Annotated in this window: 18 protein-coding genes; 6 read left to right on the forward strand and 12 right to left on the reverse strand. The window is 71.2% G+C overall.

From position 1 onward, the window contains the following. Positions 1-5: 5 nt before the first annotated feature. The 8 genes from VFV19_15470 to pyrR all read right to left on the reverse strand — a co-directional run bounded on the left by VFV19_15470 (position 6) and on the right by pyrR (position 7,511). Entirely contained in the window at positions 6-764 is a 759-nt protein-coding gene (locus tag VFV19_15470) for a tetratricopeptide repeat protein (protein ID HEX4825701.1), read from the reverse strand. 23 nt (positions 765-787) lie between these two features. After that, entirely contained in the window at positions 788-1,747 is a 960-nt protein-coding gene (locus VFV19_15475; protein HEX4825702.1) for a sigma-70 family RNA polymerase sigma factor, read from the reverse strand. Between the two features lie 22 nt (positions 1,748-1,769). Next, complete coding sequence (locus VFV19_15480) at positions 1,770-2,651, reverse strand: M23 family metallopeptidase (protein ID HEX4825703.1); 882 nt, start codon at positions 2,649-2,651, stop codon at positions 1,770-1,772. Positions 2,652-2,911: 260 nt separating this feature from the next. Beyond that, entirely contained in the window at positions 2,912-3,805 is an 894-nt protein-coding gene (locus VFV19_15485; protein HEX4825704.1) for a phosphoribosylaminoimidazolesuccinocarboxamide synthase, read from the reverse strand. 17 nt (positions 3,806-3,822) lie between these two features. Further along, a complete protein-coding gene (locus VFV19_15490) occupies positions 3,823-4,728 on the reverse strand; it encodes a diacylglycerol kinase family protein (GenBank protein ID HEX4825705.1) in 906 nt (301 codons plus the stop codon). 11 nt (positions 4,729-4,739) lie between these two features. Beyond that, positions 4,740-6,017, reverse strand: a complete 1,278-nt coding sequence (locus VFV19_15495) for a dihydroorotase (GenBank protein HEX4825706.1) — start codon at positions 6,015-6,017, stop codon at positions 4,740-4,742. Next, positions 5,992-6,936 (reverse strand): aspartate carbamoyltransferase catalytic subunit, encoded by a 945-nt coding sequence (locus VFV19_15500; protein ID HEX4825707.1) that lies wholly within the window; start codon positions 6,934-6,936, stop codon positions 5,992-5,994. Before VFV19_15500 ends, VFV19_15495 begins: the two co-directional genes overlap by 26 nt. Beyond that, positions 6,933-7,511, reverse strand: coding sequence for a bifunctional pyr operon transcriptional regulator/uracil phosphoribosyltransferase PyrR (gene pyrR, locus VFV19_15505; protein ID HEX4825708.1), 579 nt, complete (start codon positions 7,509-7,511; stop codon positions 6,933-6,935). Before pyrR ends, VFV19_15500 begins: the two co-directional genes overlap by 4 nt. 79 nt (positions 7,512-7,590) lie before the next feature. Here pyrR and VFV19_15510 point away from each other — a divergent pair, with 79 nt between their 5' ends. The 5 genes from VFV19_15510 to VFV19_15530 are packed head-to-tail and all read left to right on the forward strand — an operon-like array spanning position 7,591 to position 11,583. After that, on the forward strand, positions 7,591-8,403 hold the full coding sequence (locus VFV19_15510; GenBank protein HEX4825709.1) for a dihydroorotate dehydrogenase electron transfer subunit: 813 nt from the start codon (positions 7,591-7,593) through the stop codon (positions 8,401-8,403). After that, positions 8,400-9,338 carry a dihydroorotate dehydrogenase gene (locus VFV19_15515; protein ID HEX4825710.1) on the forward strand — a complete coding sequence of 313 codons (939 nt, stop codon included), beginning with the start codon at positions 8,400-8,402 and terminating at the stop codon, positions 9,336-9,338. Before VFV19_15510 ends, VFV19_15515 begins: the two co-directional genes overlap by 4 nt. Then, the gene (gene pyrF, locus VFV19_15520) at positions 9,335-10,036 is read left to right on the forward strand and encodes an orotidine-5'-phosphate decarboxylase (GenBank protein HEX4825711.1); all 702 of its coding nucleotides are present in this window, start codon (positions 9,335-9,337) and stop codon (positions 10,034-10,036) included. Before VFV19_15515 ends, pyrF begins: the two co-directional genes overlap by 4 nt. Positions 10,037-10,042: 6 nt before the next feature. Next, a complete protein-coding gene (locus tag VFV19_15525) occupies positions 10,043-10,804 on the forward strand; it encodes an MBL fold metallo-hydrolase (protein HEX4825712.1) in 762 nt (253 codons plus the stop codon). Then, positions 10,801-11,583, forward strand: coding sequence for a hypothetical protein (locus tag VFV19_15530; GenBank protein HEX4825713.1), 783 nt, complete (start codon positions 10,801-10,803; stop codon positions 11,581-11,583). The genes VFV19_15525 and VFV19_15530 overlap by 4 nt, the downstream gene beginning before the upstream one ends. On the opposite strand, the gene smc is transcribed toward VFV19_15530, so the two are convergent. The 3 genes from smc to VFV19_15545 all read right to left on the reverse strand — a co-directional run bounded on the left by smc (position 11,580) and on the right by VFV19_15545 (position 16,971). After that, complete coding sequence (smc, locus tag VFV19_15535; GenBank protein ID HEX4825714.1) at positions 11,580-15,155, reverse strand: chromosome segregation protein SMC; 3,576 nt, start codon at positions 15,153-15,155, stop codon at positions 11,580-11,582. The genes VFV19_15530 and smc overlap by 4 nt on opposite strands. A gap of 99 nt (positions 15,156-15,254) precedes the next feature. After that, the gene (locus tag VFV19_15540) at positions 15,255-16,280 is read right to left on the reverse strand and encodes a polyprenyl synthetase family protein (GenBank protein HEX4825715.1); all 1,026 of its coding nucleotides are present in this window, start codon (positions 16,278-16,280) and stop codon (positions 15,255-15,257) included. Positions 16,281-16,314: 34 nt separating this feature from the next. Continuing rightward, a complete protein-coding gene (locus VFV19_15545) occupies positions 16,315-16,971 on the reverse strand; it encodes an outer membrane lipoprotein carrier protein LolA (GenBank protein ID HEX4825716.1) in 657 nt (218 codons plus the stop codon). A gap of 74 nt (positions 16,972-17,045) precedes the next feature. On the opposite strand from VFV19_15545, the gene VFV19_15550 reads away from it, so the two are divergent. Beyond that, complete coding sequence (locus VFV19_15550) at positions 17,046-18,173, forward strand: hypothetical protein (GenBank protein ID HEX4825717.1); 1,128 nt, start codon at positions 17,046-17,048, stop codon at positions 18,171-18,173. On the opposite strand, the gene VFV19_15555 is transcribed toward VFV19_15550, so the two are convergent. Then, positions 18,168-18,527: a hypothetical protein gene (locus VFV19_15555; protein HEX4825718.1), complete on the reverse strand. Its 360-nt coding sequence runs from the start codon at positions 18,525-18,527 to the stop codon at positions 18,168-18,170. The genes VFV19_15550 and VFV19_15555 overlap by 6 nt on opposite strands. Position 18,528: the final 1 nt, after the last annotated feature.

Here is an 18,528-nt window from a genome sequence, read left to right on the forward strand (position 1 = left end):
TCCCCTCAGGGAAGCATCTTCAGGAGATCGAACGCCTTCGACGCGTTCTCGCTCCCCGGGGAGAGGTCCTCGCAGCGCTGGAGATGCTCGCGGGCCAGCGCCGGCTGGTTGAGCTTCATGTACACGAGGCCGAGCCGGTAGTGGTACTCGCCGTTGTTCCTGTAGTCCGGCACCGCGACCTCGTACTCGCGCGCGGCCTCGTCGAGCTGCCCGCCGCGGTCGAGGGCCGAGGCGAGCTCGTAGTGCCCGCGCCAGAACTTCGGGTTGATCTCGACCGCCTTGCGCAGCTCCGCGATCGACTCGGGCTGCCGCCCCTGGGAACCGTAGAGGATGCCCAGGTTCAGGTAGACCTTGTCGGGCGAGGCGTAGGTCGAGTCCTCGAGGACCTTCTTGTACTCCTTCTCGGCTTCCGCCTTGCGGCCGGTGGCGTCGTAGAGAGCGCCGAGGTTGTTCCGCGCATCGGTGAGATAGGGATCGATCTCGAGCGCCTTGTCGAACGCCTTCTCGGCCTCCGCGTTCCGTCCCGAGAGGAAGCAGATCTGGCCGTAGTAGTTCCGGAGCGGTGCGTTCGTCGGCGCCGAGTCGACCGCCTTCTGCAGGATGTTGAGCGCCTCGGTGACGCGCCCGGCGTGATAGTACGACTCGGCGAGGCGGATGTTCGTCGCGGTCTCGCTCGCCGGATCTTTCGGCTTCGCCTTCGGCGCGGCGCAGGAGAGCGCGAGGCCGGAGGCGAGAAGGACGGTCGTGACGCGGATCGGCCTCATGGGCGCGCATTGTAGTCCACGCCTCAGTCGGGTCCGACGCGGATCGTGGCGAGGTCTCCGATCTCCGCGCGCAAGAACTCCTTGAGGCGTGTCATGAGCCGCGCCTCCGCCTGCCGCACCGCCTCGCGGGTCGTGCCGAAGCGGTCGCCGATCGCCTGCAGGGTCGCGGGATCGTCGGAGAGGAGGCGATCGTCGAGGATCGCGCGCTCGCGCTCGCCGAGATCGACGCGGAACCGTGCGATCGCGGTCTTGACCTTGTCCTGGAGCTCGCGGCGCGCGACCTCTTCCTCGACGGTCGGCCCGGACGCCGGCAGCACGTCGCCCTGCGTCCGGTCCTCGGCACCCGCGAGCGGCGCGTCGATCCACACGTCGCGCGAGCCGAGCGCCGCTTCGACGTCCTTGACGTCTTCCTCGGAGACGCCGAAGTGCTCCGCGAGCATCTTCGGCCCGACCTCGAACCCCGCCGCTTCGAGACGGCTCTTCTCCTGCCGCAGGTTGCGCAAGAGCTTCCGGCGGGCGTTCGTCGTCCCGACGCGCACGAGGCGCACGTTGTCGAGGAGGAACTTCACGATGTAGGCGCGGACCCACCAGGCGGCGTAGGTGGGAAGGCGAACGCCGACCTCGGGATCGAAGCGATCGATCGCCGCGAGCAGGCCGAGGTTCCCCTCCTGGATCAGATCGAGGAGGTTCTTCGCGGCGCGCCGGAACGACAGCGCGACGCGCACGACGAGCATGAGGTTCGAGGTGACGAGCCGGAAGAGCGCGTCGCGGTCGCCGGTCTCGCGGTAGCGGCGTGCCAGCTCCTGCTCTTCCTCGCGCGTGAGCGGAGGGTACTTCCGCAGCTCCGCCATGTAACGGCGGTACGGATCGACCGGGACGAGGCCCCGCTCGGCGGGAACGGGGGCGGACTGGACCTCCTGCGTGCCCTCGAGGGGGTCGCGCAACACGTCGGGATCGAGGTCGACCGGATCGTCGGGCCCCATCCTCCGAGGTTAGCAGCTTCGGCTAGAAGGTGGCTTCGCCGAGGTACTTGCGGGGATCGACCTGCGTGCCCGCGCGGAAGACCTCGTAGTGGAGGTGCGGTCCGGTCGAGCGACCGGTCGAGCCGACGTAGCCGATGATGTCGCCCCGCTTCACGCGCTGGCCCGGGACGACGACGATCCGGCTCATGTGCCCGTAGCGCGAGCCCATGCCGTAGCCGTGAGCGAGCTGGACCATCGAGCCGTACCCCGCCGTGCGCCCGGCGGCCGTGACGAGGCCGTCGGCGGCCGCGCGCACCGCGGTCCCGGTGGGCGCCACGATGTCGACGCCCTTGTGGAACTCGCGCGAGCCGTCGATCGGGTCGCGGCGCCAGCCGTAGCCGTCGGAGAAGAACCCGCTGACCGGCGCCAGGGACGGCGTCGATGCGAGGACCTTCAGCCGGTCGCTCCACGCCGACTCGAGACGGTCGAACGAGGCGTCGAGATTGTCCATGCGCTTGCCGACGGCGGCGCTCTCCTCGGGGAAGATCTCGCCGCGTCCGCCGAGCGACGCCGGGAGGCTCGCGCCGCCGGCCGGGTGCTCCGAGGGAAGGTCCTTGAGGCCGACGGCCGTCGCCAGCTTGCCCGCCATCACCTCGATCGCGGCGAGGTGCTCGCCCATCTGCGCCAGCGACGCCTCGTACCGGACCTTGTCGTCGCGCAGCTTCTGGTTCTCGGCCTCGATCGCCGCCGCACGATCGGCGAGCGCACGCGAGCGGAAGAAGAGGTGCGGGGCGAACGCGGCCGACATCGACACGGCCGCGCCGAGCACCGCGATCGCGAGGACGAAGTTCCTGGAGACGTGGAGCTTCCGGAACCGCGCGTGCGCGTGGGGAAGGATGAAGATCGTGTAGAACTTCCTCGGCATGTCCGAGCCTCCCTGCCGCGCCCTTCCCCCGGCGCGTGCCGGAACCGATATCAAGGAGGAGAGACGACCCGAAGTAGTGCTCGATCGTTCAGGCGCCCCGCTGAGCCGCCGAACGCTACCATGCACCCCCGGGAGCGTCAACCCTCCGGCGCCTCACGACTGCAAGATGTATTCCGGCGAGAAGACGCGCAAATACGATCACGCGCAGTACGAAAACGTGATCGCACGACGGGCGGTGTCAGTGGGGGCGACGCCGCGTGTCAACGCTCGAGGTCGCGCCCCACGAGCCTGCGGAAGATCTCGAGGTACCGGCCCCTCAAACCCTCGATGATCTCTGCCGGAAGGCGCGGCGCCGGGGGTTTCTGATTCCACCCCAGGCTCAGGACGTGATCGCGGACGAACTGCTTGTCGAGCGAGGGCTGAGGCCCGCCGGCGCGGTAGGTCTCCGCGGGCCAGAAGCGTGAGGAATCCGGAGTGAGCATCTCGTCGGCGATGACGAGATCGTCACCGTCGAATCCGAATTCGAACTTCGTGTCGGCGACGAGTATGCCGCGGGCCGCCGCATGAGCCGCCGCGTCGCGGTAGGCGGCGAGGGTCAGCTCGCGCAGGCGCTCGGCGGTCGTCCGTCCGATCCGCGCCGCCATCTCGTCGAACGAGATGTTCACGTCGTGCCCGCTGTCGGCCTTCGTCGCCGGGGTGAAGATCGGCTCCGGGAGCGCCGCCGACTCGGCGAGGCCGGGCGGCAGAGGGATCCCGCAGATGGTGCCCTGCGCTTGGTACTCGTTCCATCCCGATCCGGCGAGGTAGCCCCGGGCGACGCACTCGATCGGAACCATCCTGAGCTTCCGCGCAAGCGTCGCCCGCCCGGCGAGGGTGTCGGCGTACGCACGGAGGGAGGCGGGAAACGCGGCGACGTCCGTGGCGACGACGTGATTCGGGAGCCACGCCGAGGAGCGCGCGAACCAGAACGCGGAGATCTGGTTCAGGACCTTTCCCTTGTCCGGGATCGGGTCCGGGAAGACGCAGTCGAAGGCGGAGAGACGGTCGGTCGAGACGATGAGGAGCGTCTCCCCGAGATCGTAGATGTCGCGCACCTTGCCGCGCGCGGTGAGACGGAGTCCCGAAAGCTCCGTGGAATAGACCGATGTCGTCATGGCCCGAGTGTACATCGTCAAACGGGCCGGGTGCGCGCGAGGACGAGCGGCCGGTCCGAGATCCGGAGGGTGACGGGCAGGACCCCGGCGAGCTCGCCGTCGAGATGATAAGGAACGTCGTCGACCGGCGACACGACCCGCACCTCCCGCGTCCGCGCGACGAGCGCCCCGGGAGCGCCCGCGTGCGCGCCCGACCACATGCGGGACAGGATCGCCATGAGCCGCGCCGGACCGCCGTCGAGCGCGCAGACCTCGAGGACCGGCTCGTCGAGCCGGGCGCCGGGGGTCGGCCGGAGGAAGCCGCCGTACAGCGGCGACCGGCCGACGATGACCGAGTGCGCTTTGCGCTCGCGACTCTCCCACGCGACGCGGAGCTCGGGGAACGGGAAGGTGCGAAGACCCGCGAGCGCGCCGCGCGCGTAGTCGGCGAAGCCGATCTTCCCGCGGACGGTCCGGAGCAGCTCCCGGAGCACCCACGCGTCGAACCCGGCGCCCGCCATGAGCACGAAGATCCGCCCGTCGGCGTCGCCGGGATGCACCGTCCACGGATGGAATCCTGCCGCGAGCGCTCCCGCGGCCTCCGCGGGGTGGAGAGGCGTGCCGAGGACCCGTGCGAGGAGATTCATCGTGCCGGCCGGGGCGACGCCGAGCGCCGTGTTCGAGCCCGCGAGCCCGCCCGCGGCCTCGTGCGCGGTGCCGTCGCCTCCCGCGGCGAGCACGAGGTCGTAGCCTTCCTCGGCCGCGGCGGCGGCGCGCGTGCGTGCGTCGCCGGGACCGCGCGTCAGGTGGAGATCGACGGCGACCCCGGCCCGCGCGGCCGCCGCGGCCGCGCGCTCGCCCGCCGCCTTTCCGCCGCGCAGGAGCCCGGCGTTCGGGTTCGCGATGACGAGCACGCGCCGCGGACGCCGCTTGGGCGCCGGCACCGGGGCGGCGCCTAGCGGGCGTCGTGGACGACGTGGCCGCCGACGATCGTCATCACGGCGGCCCCGCGCAGCGTCCATCCGCGGAACGGGGTGTTCGAGCTCTTCGACGCGAAGCGACCGGCATCGACCTTCACCTCGCGGTCGAGGTCGAGGACGGTGACGTCGGCGTCCGATCCCGGCTTGAGCGATCCCTTGGCGAGCCGCAGGACGCGCGCGGGCCCCGCCGAGAGCAGCTCGACGAGGCGCGCGAGAGGCACGATCCCGCCGTGGACCAGGCGGTCGAGGCAGATCGACACCGCCGTCTCGAGCCCGACGACCCCGAACGGCGCGCGCGAGAACTCCACGCACTTCTCGTCGGCGTGATGCGGTGCGTGGTCGGTGGCGATCGCGTCGACCGTCCCGTCGGCGATCGCGGCGAGGAGCGCCTCGCGGTCGGTCGGCCGCCGGAGCGGCGGATTCATCTTGGCGTCGGCGTCATAACCGAGGACCGCCTCGTCGGTGAGGGCGATGTGGTGCGGGGTGACCTCGCAGGTGACGCGGATGCCCGACGCCTTCGCACTCCGCACGAGGCCGGCGGCGCGCCCCGTCGACATGTGCGCGATGTGGACGGCGCCGCCGGTCGCCTCCGCGAGGAGGATGTCGCGGGAAACCATGATGTCCTCGGCGACGCCCGGCCATCCGGCGAGGCCGAGGCGCGTCGAGATCTCCCCTTCGTGGACGACGCCCCCCTTGACGAGCGTCGGCTCCTCGCAGTGGTCGATGACCGGGAGGTCGAAGATCTGCGCGTACTCGAGAGCGCGTCGCATGAGCCCCGCCGAGGCGACCGGCTTGCCGTCGTCGGAGAACCCGCGCGCGCCGGCGAGCGCCATGTCCCCCATCTCGGCGAGCTCCTCGCCCTTCTGTGCCTTCGAGACGCACCCGATCGGATAGACCGGCACGACGCCGTGGAGGCGCGCCTGCGCGAGGACGAACTCGACGACCGAGCGCGAGTCGATCGGCGGCTCGGTGTTCGGCATGCAGGCAACGCCGGTGAACCCTCCCGCCGCCGCCGCGCGTGTCCCGGTGGCGATCGTCTCCTTCCATTCCTGCCCGGGCTCGCGGAGGTGGACGTGCATGTCGATGAATCCGGGGCACACGACGAGACCGCCGAGGTCGATCTCCTTCGCTCCGTCCGGGGCGATCGTCTTCGCGACCCGCGTCACGCGGCCGCCGTCGATGAGCACGTCGCCGGGGCCGTCCCACCCCGCCTCCGGGTCGACGAGCCTAGCGTTCCTGAGCAACAGCGTCACGGTCCCCTCCGGCGAGCAGATACAGGACGGCCATCCGCACGGCGACGCCGTTCGTGACCTGGTCCAAGATGACCGACGCCTCTCCGTCGGCGACGTCGCCCATGATCTCGACCCCGCGATTGATCGGTCCGGGATGCATGACGATCGCGTCCTTCGCCGCGCGCTTCAAGCGGTCGGCGTTCAAGCCGTAGAACGCCGCGTACTCGCGGAGCGTCGGGAAGAACCCGCCCGACATCCGCTCGAGCTGGATGCGGAGCATCATGACGACGTCCGCCCCTTCGATCGCCGCGTCCATGCGGTGCGTCACCGCCGCCCCGAGCGTCTTGCCGCCCGCGGGGAGGAGCGTCGGCGGCCCGCAGAGGACCACCTCGGCCCCCATCTTCACGAGGAGGTGCACGTTCGAGCGCGCGACCCGGCTGTGGAGGATGTCCCCCACGATCGCGACCTTGAGGCCGGAGAGCGCGCCCTTGTGCTGCCGGATCGTGAACGCATCGAGGAGCGCCTGCGTCGGGTGCTCGTGCGCGCCGTCGCCCGCGTTGATGATCGGGGTCCGCCCGTGCTTCGCGAGGAAGTGGGGCGCTCCGGCCTCGCCGTGACGGATCACGATGAAATCCGGCGCCATCGCCTCGAGATTGCGGAGCGTGTCGAGGAGGGTCTCGCCCTTGACGAGCGACGACGTCGAGGTCGAGAAATTGAGCGAATCGGCGGAGAGGCGCTTCTCCGCCAGCTCGAACGACGAGCGGGTCCTCGTCGACGGCTCGACGAAGAAGTTGACGACGGTCTTCCCGCGGAGGGTCGGGACCTTCTTGATCTCCCGGGTCGCGATCGACGAGAAGCCCACCGCCGTGTCGAGGATGAGCGTGATCTCGTCGGGGGTCAGGGGCTCGATCCCGAGGAGGTGCGGGCTCAGGAGCTTCATGCCCGGTGCTCCTCGCGCGCGTCGGCTCCGCCTTCGGCCTTCACGATGAGCACCTCGTCGGCGCCGTCGGTCTCCTGGAGTCGCACCTCGACGAGCTCCGTCGGCGCCGTCGGGAGGTTCTTGCCCACGAAGTCGGCCTTGACCGGCAGCTCGCGGTGGCCGCGGTCGACGAGGACCGCGAGCTGGATCCGGCGCGGACGGCCGAGATCCATGAGCGCGTCGAGCGCGGCCCTCACCGTGCGGCCCGTGAAGAGCACGTCGTCGACGAGGACGACGGTGCTCCCGTCGACGTCGAACGGGATCGCGGTCTCGCGGAGCACCGGATGATCGGCGATCCGCGAGAGATCGTCGCGGTAGAGGTTGATGTCGAGACGCCCGACCGGAGGCGCCGTGCCGTCGATCGCCGCCAGCTTCGCCGCGAGACGCCGCGCGAGCGGAACGCCGCGCGTCTGGACGCCGACGAGACCCAACGCGGACGACGTGCGATTGCGTTCGAGGATCTCGTGGGCGATGCGCGTCAGCGACCTTTCGATCGACGCCGCGTCGAGGACGCGGACACGCGCGGTCGTGCTCATCCGACTCCTTTCGGCCTCGCGGGGCCGGATTCAAGGAACGCGTTTCGGGGAGCGCGCGCATGCTAGCATGGCGCACCGGATGCCCAGAGACGTCGTCACACTGGTCCTTCGTAACGTCGATCTCGGTCATGGCAATTGGCTCCTCGAGTTCGACGCCGAGGGCGCCGCGGCCGGCATGCGTCCCGGACAGTTCTTCATGATCGGCGTTCCGGGCTCCGACGTCCTCCTGCGCCGTCCATTCTCCGTCTGCGGCCTTCCCGGAACCTTCGCCGACGGCGCCCCGGGAGCGGTCCAGGTCCTCTATCGGGTCTACGGCCGCGGGACCGCGCTCCTCGCCTCGCTCGGGCGCGGTGCGCGCCTGAGCGTGCTCGGCCCGCTCGGTCACGGCTTCACGCCGCCTCGCGCGCAGGGCGCGATCCCGCTCTTCGTCGCCGGCGGGATCGGCTCCGCACCGTTCCCCGCGTTCGCGGCCGAGCTGCGCGCCCTGGGCTTCGCCCCCGAGATGCACTACGGCGCGAGGACGGCGACCGAGCTGCCGCTCCTCGATTGGTTCGCCTCGTCGTGCGCTCCGCTCGCGGTCGCGACGCAGGACGGAACCTCGGGCACGCGCGGGCTCGTGACCGTTCCGCTCGAAGAGCGCCTCGCCGCCGCCGACCGCGCCCGGCTCCACCTCTACGCGTGCGGTCCCACGCCGATGCTCAAGGCGGTGGGGCGCCTCGCCCTCCGCTCCGGGGTCGTCTGCGATCTGGCGCTCGAGGCGCCGATGGCCTGCGGTTTCGGCGTCTGTCTCGGCTGCGTTCTCCCGACGCACGGTCCGGGGCCGAACGAGGTGCGCTACGAGCGCGTCTGCATCGACGGCCCGGTGATGCGCGCGGAGCGGATGGCATGGTGAGCCCCGATCTGTCGGTCGCCGTCGGCTCGGTGCGCCTCAAGAACCCGGTGCTGACCGCCTCGGGAACGTTCGGCTACGGTCTCGAGTTCCTCCCGTTCCTCGATCTCGCCGAGCTCGGCGGTCTCGTCACGAAGGGGCTCTCTCCGAAGCCGCGACGCGGCAACCCGCCCGAGCGTATCGTCGAGACCCCCGCGGGCATGCTCAACGCGATCGGCCTCCAGAACGTCGGGGTCGACGCCTTCATCGCGGAGAAGCTCCCGCTCCTGCGGCCCCACGACACCGCCGTCGTCGCGAACGTCTTCGGCGAGACGGAGGGAGAGTACGTCGAGGTCCTGGAGAAGCTCGACGGCGCGGCCGGCATCGCGGCGGTCGAGCTCAACGTCTCGTGCCCCAACGTCGAGGCCGGCGGCATGATCTTCGGGAACGACCCGAAGGCGCTGGCGCAGGTCGTCCGTGTCTGTCGCCGCGCGACGAGGCTCCCGCTCTGGGTCAAGCTGTCGCCGAACGTCACCGACATCCGCGAGACCGCGCGCGCCGCCGAGGCGGAGGGCGCCGACGCGATCTCTCTCGTCAACACGTTCGTCGGGATGGCGGTCAACGTGGAGAAGCGAAGGCCGGTCCTTGCCAACGGCAGCGGCGGGCTTTCCGGCCCCGCGATCCGGCCTCTGGCCGTATGGCTCACCTGGCAGGTGCGGCGCGCGGTCAAGATCCCGATCGTCGGCATGGGCGGGATCATGACGGGCCGCGACGCGGTCGAGTTCCTCCTCGCCGGAGCGTCGGCGGTGCAGGTCGGGACGGCGAACTTCGTCACCCCGCGCGCCGCGGTCGACGTGATCGACGGCCTGAGGGCGTGGCTCGCCGAGCGCGGCATCAAGGCCGCGGCGGAGCTGACGGGCGCGCTCAAGTCCGCCGAAGCGGCATCGGTGCCGGCATGACCCCTCGCGACCGCGTGTTCGTCGCCCTCGACACGCCCGACCGGGCAGAGGCGCTCGCGCTGGCGCGGCGTCTCGCCGGGAAGGTCGGCGGCTTCAAGATCGGGCTCCAGGCGTTCGTCGCGTGCGGCCCTCCGCTCGTCCTCGAGATCCGGGAGATGGGTCACGAGGTCTTCCTCGACCTCAAGCTGCACGACATCCCGAACACGGTCCTCGGCGCGGCGGCTGCCGCGGCGGCGCTCGACGTCCAGTTCCTCACCGTCCACGCCCTCGGCGGCGGCGCGATGATCGAGCGCGCCGTCTCCGCCTGCGGGGAGCGGACGATCGTCCTCGCGGTGACGATCCTGACGAGCCACGACGACGCGGCGCTCGCGACGATCGGGATCGAAGGTCCGGCGTCCTCCGCGGTGCCGCGTCTGGCCGCGATCGCGCGCGACGCCGGGGCGGGCGGCGTCGTCTGTTCGCCGCTCGAGATCGCGGCGGCGCGCGCCGCACATCCGCGCGGGGTCATCGTCGTCCCCGGCATCCGGCCCGCGGGCCCGCGCGCACCCGACGATCAGGCGCGCGTGGCGACGCCCGCTTCCGCCCTCGCCGCCGGCGCCGACCGGCTCGTCATCGGCCGGCCGATCACCGCCGCCGCCGATCCCGTTGCCGCGGCCGACGCCATCGCCGAGGAGATCGCCGACGTCGCGAGGCGGTGAGCGCCGGTGCGCGTCACGTTTCTCGGCACGGGCACCTCGACCGGCGTTCCGGTCCCGACATGCGGCTGCAAGGTGTGCCGCTCGTCCGACAAGCGTGATCGCCGGCTCCGCCCGTCGGTCCTCCTCGCGTGGGATGGGACGAACGCCCTCGTCGACACCTCGACCGATCTTCGCGAGCAAGCGCTGACCCAGGGGCTCGCCCATCTCGAGGCGGTCCTCTACACGCACGCGCACGCCGACCACATCTTCGGGCTCGACGACCTCAGGATGTACAACTGGGTGCGCGGCGGACCGATCCCGGCGTACGGCTCGGCGGCGACCCTCGCCGCGATCCGCCGGAGCTTCTGGTACGCGTTCGAGGAGGTCGAGGCCGGCGGCGGCAAGCCGTCGGTCGATCTCCACCCGGTCGAAGGGCCGTTCACGGTCGCAGGGCGTACGATCGTCCCCGTGCCGCTCCTCCACGGCCGGCTCCCGATCCTCGGCTACCGCACGGGCGGCTTCGCCTACTTGACCGACGTGAGCGCGATCCCCGAGGCGAGCTATCCGCTCCTCGAGGGGCTCGACGTGCTCGTCCTGAGCGCGCTCCGGCTACGTCCCCATCCGACGCACATGCACCTCGCCCGCTCGCTCGAGGAAGCGGCGCGGATCGGCGCGCGCCGCACCTTCTTCACTCACATCGCCCACGAGATGGCGCACGCCGAGATCGCGCCGACACTTCCCCCCGGAATCGAGCTCGCCTACGACGGCCTCAGCGTGGAGGTCGCATGACCTGGCTCCTTGCCGTCGCGCTGCTCCTCGCGCCGGCCGAGACGGCGCCGATGACGAACGAGGACGTCGTGCGGATGGTCGCGGCCGGGGCGGCCGAAGCGGCGATCCTGGACGAGGTGCGATCGCGGCCGGCGGCGTTCGACGTCTCCGACGACATGGTCGACGAGCTGAAAGTCGCGGGGGTGCCGCCCGCGGTGATCACCGCGATGAAGGCACGCGCGAGGGAGGCGGCGCCGCCGCCTCCGCCACCGCCGGTGCGGCCTCCGCGCGGCACGGTGCATCTCGTCGTCGCCGTCAACGGACGCTCGCCGAAGACGCTGAAGGCCCCGGCGTTCGCCGACGAGGAGCTCAAGCACCGGCTCCAGCTCGCCAAGGAGAACGAGGAGCGCGAGGTCAAGGATCTCGCGGTGTTCCTCGCCTGCACGACCGCCGAGCACGTCCCCGACCAGTGGCGGCAGAAGTCGCCTTTGGGACGCGACATGACGAACGCCTTCCGTCACGAGATGCTCGCCTTCGTCCCCGGCGACACGCCCGCGGGCAAGAAGCCGAAGCTCACGCTCCCGGAGACGCTCGAGGCCGACGTCGACGACGTCGAGCCTCACGCGCTCGTCGTCGGCGTCGCCGCGCGGATCGGCGACCGCTGGATGGTCCTCGCCCTCAGCACGCCGGTCAAGGTGACGCCGGAGAAGGACGCGGCACCGCTCGACGCGACGATCGGGGGCGCCGGCGCCGACTTCGCGTTCAAGGCCGCGCTCGCGGCGAAGAAGACGAAGGGCTAGAGGCGCAGCGAGACGAGCTTCGAGACGCCCGGCTCTTCCATCGTCACCCCGTAGAGAAGGTTCGCCGACTCCATCGAGCGCTTGTTGTGGGTGATGAGGATGAACTGCGTGTTGTGCGCGTACTCGCCGAGCATGCGCGTGAAGCGCCCCACGTTGAGGTCGTCGAGCGCGGCGTCGACCTCGTCCAGGAGGCAGAACGGCGACGGCTGGTACCGGAAGATCGCGAAGAGGAGGGCGAGCGCGGCCATCGACTTCTCGCCGCCCGACATGAGCGAGACGTGCCCCAGGCGCTTGCCCGGCGGCTGGACGATCATCTCGATGCCGCACTCGAGGACGTCTTCTCCTTCCTCGAGGACGAGATCGGCGCGCCCGCCGCCGAAGAGGACCTTGAAAATCTCGACGTAGTGCGCCCGGATCGTCTCGAACGCCTCGAGGAAGCGGTCGCGCGAGTTCCGATTGATCCGCTTGATCGACTCGCGGAGCGACGCCATCGACTCCTCGAGATCCTTCTGCTGCGTGCTCAGCGTCGCGTGGCGCTCCTCGAGCGCTTGGAACTCCTCGATCGCCATGAGATTGACCGGGCCGATCGCATCGACCTTCGCCTTGATCTCCGCGATCTCGGCGGCCAGCGTCTCTTCGTCGGCGGCGGCGAGCGCCTCCTCGCCCACGAGGGCGGCGGCTTCGCCGGCGGCGATCCCCAGCTCCTGTCGGCACAGATCGTCAAGATAGCCGCGGTCCGCCTCGAGGCGCGCGCGCCTCATCTCGGCTTCGCGTCCGCGCTCGCGGACGCCCTCGAGCTCCGCGCGGACGGTCCGGAGCGAGCCGTCGGCGGCCGAGAGGCGCTCGCGCTCCTCCGCGAGGCGATCCTCACGGGCGGCCGCCTCGCGCGTCTTCTGGCTACGCGCCTCGATCTGGACGGCCAGCTCGGTCTCCGTTGCGGCGCGCGTCGCCGACGCGTCCCGGGCACGTTCCGCGGTCTCGGCGCTCTCCCGCTCGGCGGCCGTGTCGCGTGCGGCGATCTCGGCGAGCACCTCGGCGAAGCGCAGCGCCTCGCGCCGCGCACCTTCGAGACGCTCGGCGCGTGAGGCGGCCTCGGCCCGCGCCGCCGCCTCGTCGTCCAGGGCTCGCCTGAGCGCCGCGTCGTCGCCGTCCAGTCCCGTGGCCTCGAGATCGACCTCGCGCTCGACGGCCGCATGGGAAGCCTCGGCCTCCGCGGCCGTGAGGTCGTGCGCCGCGCGGTCCCCGGCGAGCCGCTCGTCGTCGGCTCCCGCGACGTCGAGCTCGCGTGCGAGGACGTCGAGCTGGCGCGCAAGGCGCTCCCGCTCGTCGTCGGTGCGACGCGCCTGCAGCTCGAGCTCGGCGCCGCGCCGGCCCTCGTCCTCGAGAGCCCGCCGCGCTCCCGCGAGCCCGGTCTCGGCCTGGGCCGTGGCGACGTGCACCGCCTCGAGCGCCGCCTGCGCGGCGGCCGACTCCGCCGCCGCTTCGGCGAGAGCGGTGCGCGCCTCCCCCGTCTTGCGGTGATGCGCGAGGAGGCCGCGGTCGCCGCTCGCGCGCCCTCCGGCGGCGATGACGCCCGAGGCGTAGACGACGTCGCCGGTCGGCGCGATGTAGTCGACCCCGGGGTAGTCGCGGTGCAGGGCGAGCGCCGAGTCGAGCGAGTCGACAAGGACGGCGTCGCCGATCCGCGAGCTGACGAAACCGTCGCCCTGGCGGAGCCGCAGACGGTCCTTCAAACGTCCGATCACGCGCGGGTCGTCGCGCATCGATTCGGGAATCGGCACGTGGCCGTTCGACGGGACGCCGACGGCGAGCGCGCCCGAAGGCTGGGTCTTGCAGAGCACGATCGTGCGACCCGCGGACTGCGCGCGGATGAGGCCGGCGGCGCGGCTCGCGTCGCCGTCGTCCTCGACGACGACCGCGGGCAGGAGTCCCTGGAGGTACGCCTCGGCGGCGCTCTCGACGTCGCGGCTCGCCTCGACGAAGTCCGCGACCACGCCGCCGGTGCGGACGCCGGCGCTCGCCCCCGCGGTCAGGAGAAGGCGCACGCCGTCGGATTCGCCCGCGAACCTCGTGGCCACGTCTTCGAGGGTCCGGAGCGCGGCGGCCGCCGCGGTCTCCCGCTCACGCGCCGCCGCGAAGGCCGCCTGGGTCTCCGTCTGCCGCACGCGGAGGCTCTGCAGCTCGGCCTCGCCGAGGGCGACCGACGCGCGCAGCTCCTCGACGCTGCGCTTCGCGCTGGCGGATCGCTCGCCGTGGGTCGCGGCGTCGGCGACCCGGACCACGTGGTCGGCCGCCGCGGCATCGCGCTCTCGCGTCAGACGCCCGCGTTGAGCCGCGAGCCGTGCCGCTTCGTCGGCGAGCGCCTGGCGGCGATTCCGATGGGCCGCGAGAGCGTTCATCGACTCGAAGAGCGTGCGCCTCAGCGTCTCGACGCGCGCGCGGCGCGCGTCCCGCGCCGCCTGTGCGTTCGACACGGCCTCGCGGCACGCGGTGAGCCGCGCCTCGGCCGCGGCCAGCGCCGCCTCCTCGGCGGAGAGGGCGTCGGCGTGGGCCGCTGCGTCGGCGGAGGTGGCTTCGCGGCGTGCCGCGAGCGCCGCGCGCTCGTCGGCGAGCTGCCGCGCGGTCTCTTCCGCCTGGGCGATGCGCTCGCGGCACGAGGCGACGCGCGCCTCGTTGCGGTCGATCTCGATCTCGAGCCGGTGGAGCGCCTCGGCCTCGGTGCGCGCCGTGCGCTCGGATTCGTCGAGCGCCGCGCGGAACGCGACGACCTCGGCCTCGAGCGAGCCCAAGCGCGCCGCGGCGGCGGCTTCCTGATCCCGAACCGCGGACTCGGCCTCCCGCGCTTCGGCGAGCAGCGTCTCGACCCGGCGCGCCTTCGCCGCGAACCGGACCGACTCCTTCGCGCGGAGCTCCTCCCGCAGGCGTCCGTAGCGGCGCGCCTTCGCCGCCTGACGCTTGAGCGCATTGATCTGCCGCGCGACCTCGACGACGATGTCGTTGACCCGGAGCAGGTTCGCGTGCGTCGCCTCGAGCTTCAGCTCGGCGAGGCGCCGCTTGTGCTTGAACCCGGCGACTCCGGCGGCCTCCTCGATGATGAGGCGCCGCTCCTTCGGCTTCGCGTTCAGGATCTGGTCGATCCGGCCCTGCTCGATCGTGGCGTAGGTCTGGGCGCCGACTCTCTCGTCGCGGAGGAGATCCTGGATGTCGCGCAGGCGGGTCTTCGCCCCATTCAGGAGGTAGTCGCTCTCGCCGCTCCGGAACAGGCGCCGGGTGATCGCAATGCGCGGCTTCTCGCCCTCGCCGTTGGTCTTCCCCGCGAGGTGGAGGGAGACCTCGGCCATCCCCTGCGCCTTCCGGCCCTCGCTGCCGTTGAAGATGACGTCCTGCATGCTCGAGCCGCGCAGCATCTTCGCGCTCTGTTCGCCGAGCACCCAATTGATCGCGTCGCCGATGTTCGACTTGCCGCAGCCGTTCGGCCCGACGACCGCCGTGATCCCTTCGGGGAAGACGACCTCGGTCGTGTCCGAGAACGACTTGAACCCCGAAATCTGCATCTTTTCGATCTTCAGCATCGTGTTACCCGCCGTTGCGTTGAAACTATACAACGCGACCGCAATATTGAGGGGCGCAATTCGACGCCCTCCCCCATATCTTGTGGAGCCGCGGACGCTTCAGCGGTTGCGCGCGATCAGAAGATCCGGGACCGCCGCCAGAGCCCGCTTCGCCGGCCCGTCGGAGAACCCGCCGAGGCGCGACACCGCGAGCGCCGCGTGCTCCCGCGCGCGGGACGCCGCACGGTCGAGCGCCCCCGTGGAGCGGAGGAGCGCCGTGAGCTCGTCCCGCTCCTCGGATCCCGCCTCGCCGCTCACGATGCGCGCTGCGAGCTCGTACCCGCGCTTCGAGCCGCTCGCGAGGAGATCCAGGACGGGGAGGGTCGCCTTCCCTTCCCTGAGATCGCTCGCGATCGGCTTCCCCATGACCTCGGTGCTTCCGGTGAAGTCGAGGATGTCGTCGACGATCTGGAAGGCGAGGCCGATGTGCAGGCCGTAATCGCGGAGCGCGTCTTCCGCGGCCTCGTCGACGCCAGAGAGGATCCCGGCGAGCTCGCAACACCCGCCGAAGAGCACCGCCGTCTTTCTCTCGATCAGGTCGAGGTACTCGGGCATCGTGAGATCGAGCCGGCCGGCGTAGCGCGTCTGGATCATCTCGCCTTCGGTCATCCGGAGCGTGATCCAGGCGAGGCGCTCCATGACCCTGAGGCTTCCCGCCGACAGCGCCATCTCCATCGCCTTCGCATAGAGATAGTCGCCGAAGAGCACGGTGACGGTGTTGCCCCAGCGGTGATGGACCGAGGGACGGCCGCGGCGGGTCTCCGCGGCGTCGATGACGTCGTCGTGGATGAGCGTCGCGGAGTGGATGAACTCGAGCACGGTCGCGAGCACGACGTCGTGCGCCCCCCGGTAGCCGCAGAGGTCGGCGCTCAGGAGGTGGAGGATCGGCCGGACCCGCTTGCCGCCGCCCGTTTTGACGAAATCGCCGATCTCGTCGACGATCGCGACCGGCGACGCCAGGGAATCGCGGAAGAGCATCTCGACGCGGTCGAGGCGCGCCGACACCCCGGAGACGATGTCCTCCGCCGAGACGGGCTCGTGGGTCGCGCGCTCCTTCAGGCTGAACAACCCGGCGGCCCTGCTCACGTCTCCTCCGAAATTGGGCGGGATGGTAGCACTGTCACGGGTCGGCGACGATTTCCGTCCCAGGCGGCGGCTCGAACGCGAAGATGCCGTCCGGCAGCTTGCCGTTGCGCTTCGCTTGGGAGAAGACGTAGCTCGTGCGGTTGCCCATCTCGTCGAGGACGATCGCGCCCGCGATCGCGCAGTCCCCGCGGTGAAGGCTGAGGACCACCTCCGACACCGCCGCCGCCGCGCCGCGGGGAATCAGCTTGAGGGCCAGATCCCCCGGCGCCTCCTGAGGCGGCGGCACGAGCGTCGCTTCGAACAGTTCGACGAGCCGCCCGTTCCCCGCGAGCAGCTTCGGAAAGAGACCCGCCTCGTCGCTCAGGACCCCGCGCCGGAGCTGGCGATCATCCTCGAGGTAGAGCTCGGTGGAGCGTCCGACGAGGAGCGCGATCTTCCGGTCGGGGTCGAGGTAATCCCATCGGATCTTGCCCGGCCGCTCGAGGTAGAGACGCCCGGTCTCGGTCGTCTGGGCCCCGAGCGCCCCCGACAGTAGCGACTGGCGGAAGCGCGCCTCGAACGTCTTGGTGCCGTCGAGCCACGCCTGCAGGCCGCGAACGGCGGTGGGGAGGTCGGCGGGCGGCGCTGCGGCATGCACGGCCGCGAAAACGAGCATCGCGATCGGAACGACGATTCGGGCGGCGCCGCGCATGGCTCGACAGTTTACAGTTCACAGTTCACGGTTCACAGTTCACAGTTCACAGGTCACAGCCGGAGGAGGCCGCGATGCCGCTCGGAGCCGTGCTTCTGTTCCTCGCCGCAGCGCCGAAAGCCGCGCCGCCGAAGAACGACCTCGACCCGGTCGTCGTGGAGGCCGTTCGCCTCTACGACCAGGGAAACTACGAGGACGCCAAGCGCGATCTGGAAGGGCTCGACGCCGCCGGCGCCGCCGATGGGCCCCTCCTCTATCGCCTCTTCTTCTGCCAGCGCGCGACGGGAAACGAAGAGGCGGCCCAAGCCGCTCTCAAGCGCGCCGCGACCGCGCTCGAGGCCGAACTGCCGCACGCGACGAGCCTCGACACGCCGTTCTACCTCGCGAATGCCTACGCGAACCTCAACCGGACGGCCGAGGCCGGGAACGTCGCGCGGTCCGCGATCGACAGCGTCGAGAAGAAGAAGCTCAAGGTTCCCGAGACGCCGATCGGCCTCTTCCAGCTCGGCAAGCTCTATCAGGACGCGGGGCGCGCCGGCGACGCCTCGAGCTACTACACGAAGGCGCTCGCGGGCTTCGACCTCAAGGACGGACGGTACGCCGGGAACGCGCGCTGGGCCCTGCGCTACGTCGGCAACACCGCGTTCGCGCGCGGCGACTTCAAGGCGTCCGAGGATGCGTTCGCGAAGCTCACCGCGATGGGAGGTGCGCTCCCCGCGGACTGGAGCGCGCTCGCGACCGCGCGCGTCCGCTCGGGCCGGTATGCCGATGCGTCCGTGGCGTGGAAGTCGGCGGTGAAGCTCGACCCGGCCAACGCGGACGACGCCAACTACAGCGGCCGTCTCGCCGACGTCGCGTCGAGGATCGGTCCCCTTCCCGCCGCGGACGGCACGGGCGCCGCGTTCGCCGGCATGCCGCAGACCGGCCTCGAGGCGGTCTTGAAGGATCAGGCCGCGGCGGCGCGGGCGCTCCGGACCCAGGCCGACGGCGCGATGCATGCCGGCGGCGCCGCGAAGCCGCTCGACAAGAAGCTGCGCGCCGAGCTGGACGGCAAGCTCCTCGCCGCGCGGAAGATCTTCGTCGCCGCGGGGCTCGAGTACAGCGTGCGGCACCTGCCGATCCGGGAAACGGCGTTCCGCGAGGGGTACGCGGTGCTCATCTTCCAGGACAGCGAGTGGACGCTCCCGGCCGACCCGTCATAGCTCGTCGGCGAGATCGCCCAGGAGCGGCACCTTGAACCGCTCCCCTTCGAGCGCGCGGACGATGCAGAGGAAGACGACGAGCACGACGCCGAGACCGGTCAACGCGGCGGTCCCCTCGAAGAGAGCGCCGAGCAGCGCCCACAGCTTCGCGCGAATGAGCAGATAGATCCCCCGCGCGACGATCCAGAGCCCCGCCACGGTGAGGGAGAGCAGCACGCCCTGCTTCGCGTGCCATTTGACGAACTCCTTGCGCCCCGCGACGAGGGAGAAGAGTCCGAGCGGCCCGAGGTAGGCGAACACGAGCAGCAGCCGGTCCTGATCGGTCAATTCCTGCGTCAGATGCGTCTGCTCCACG

Source organism: Candidatus Polarisedimenticolaceae bacterium, assembly GCA_036275915.1.
Classification (GTDB): domain Bacteria; phylum Acidobacteriota; class Polarisedimenticolia; order Polarisedimenticolales; family DASRJG01; genus DASRJG01.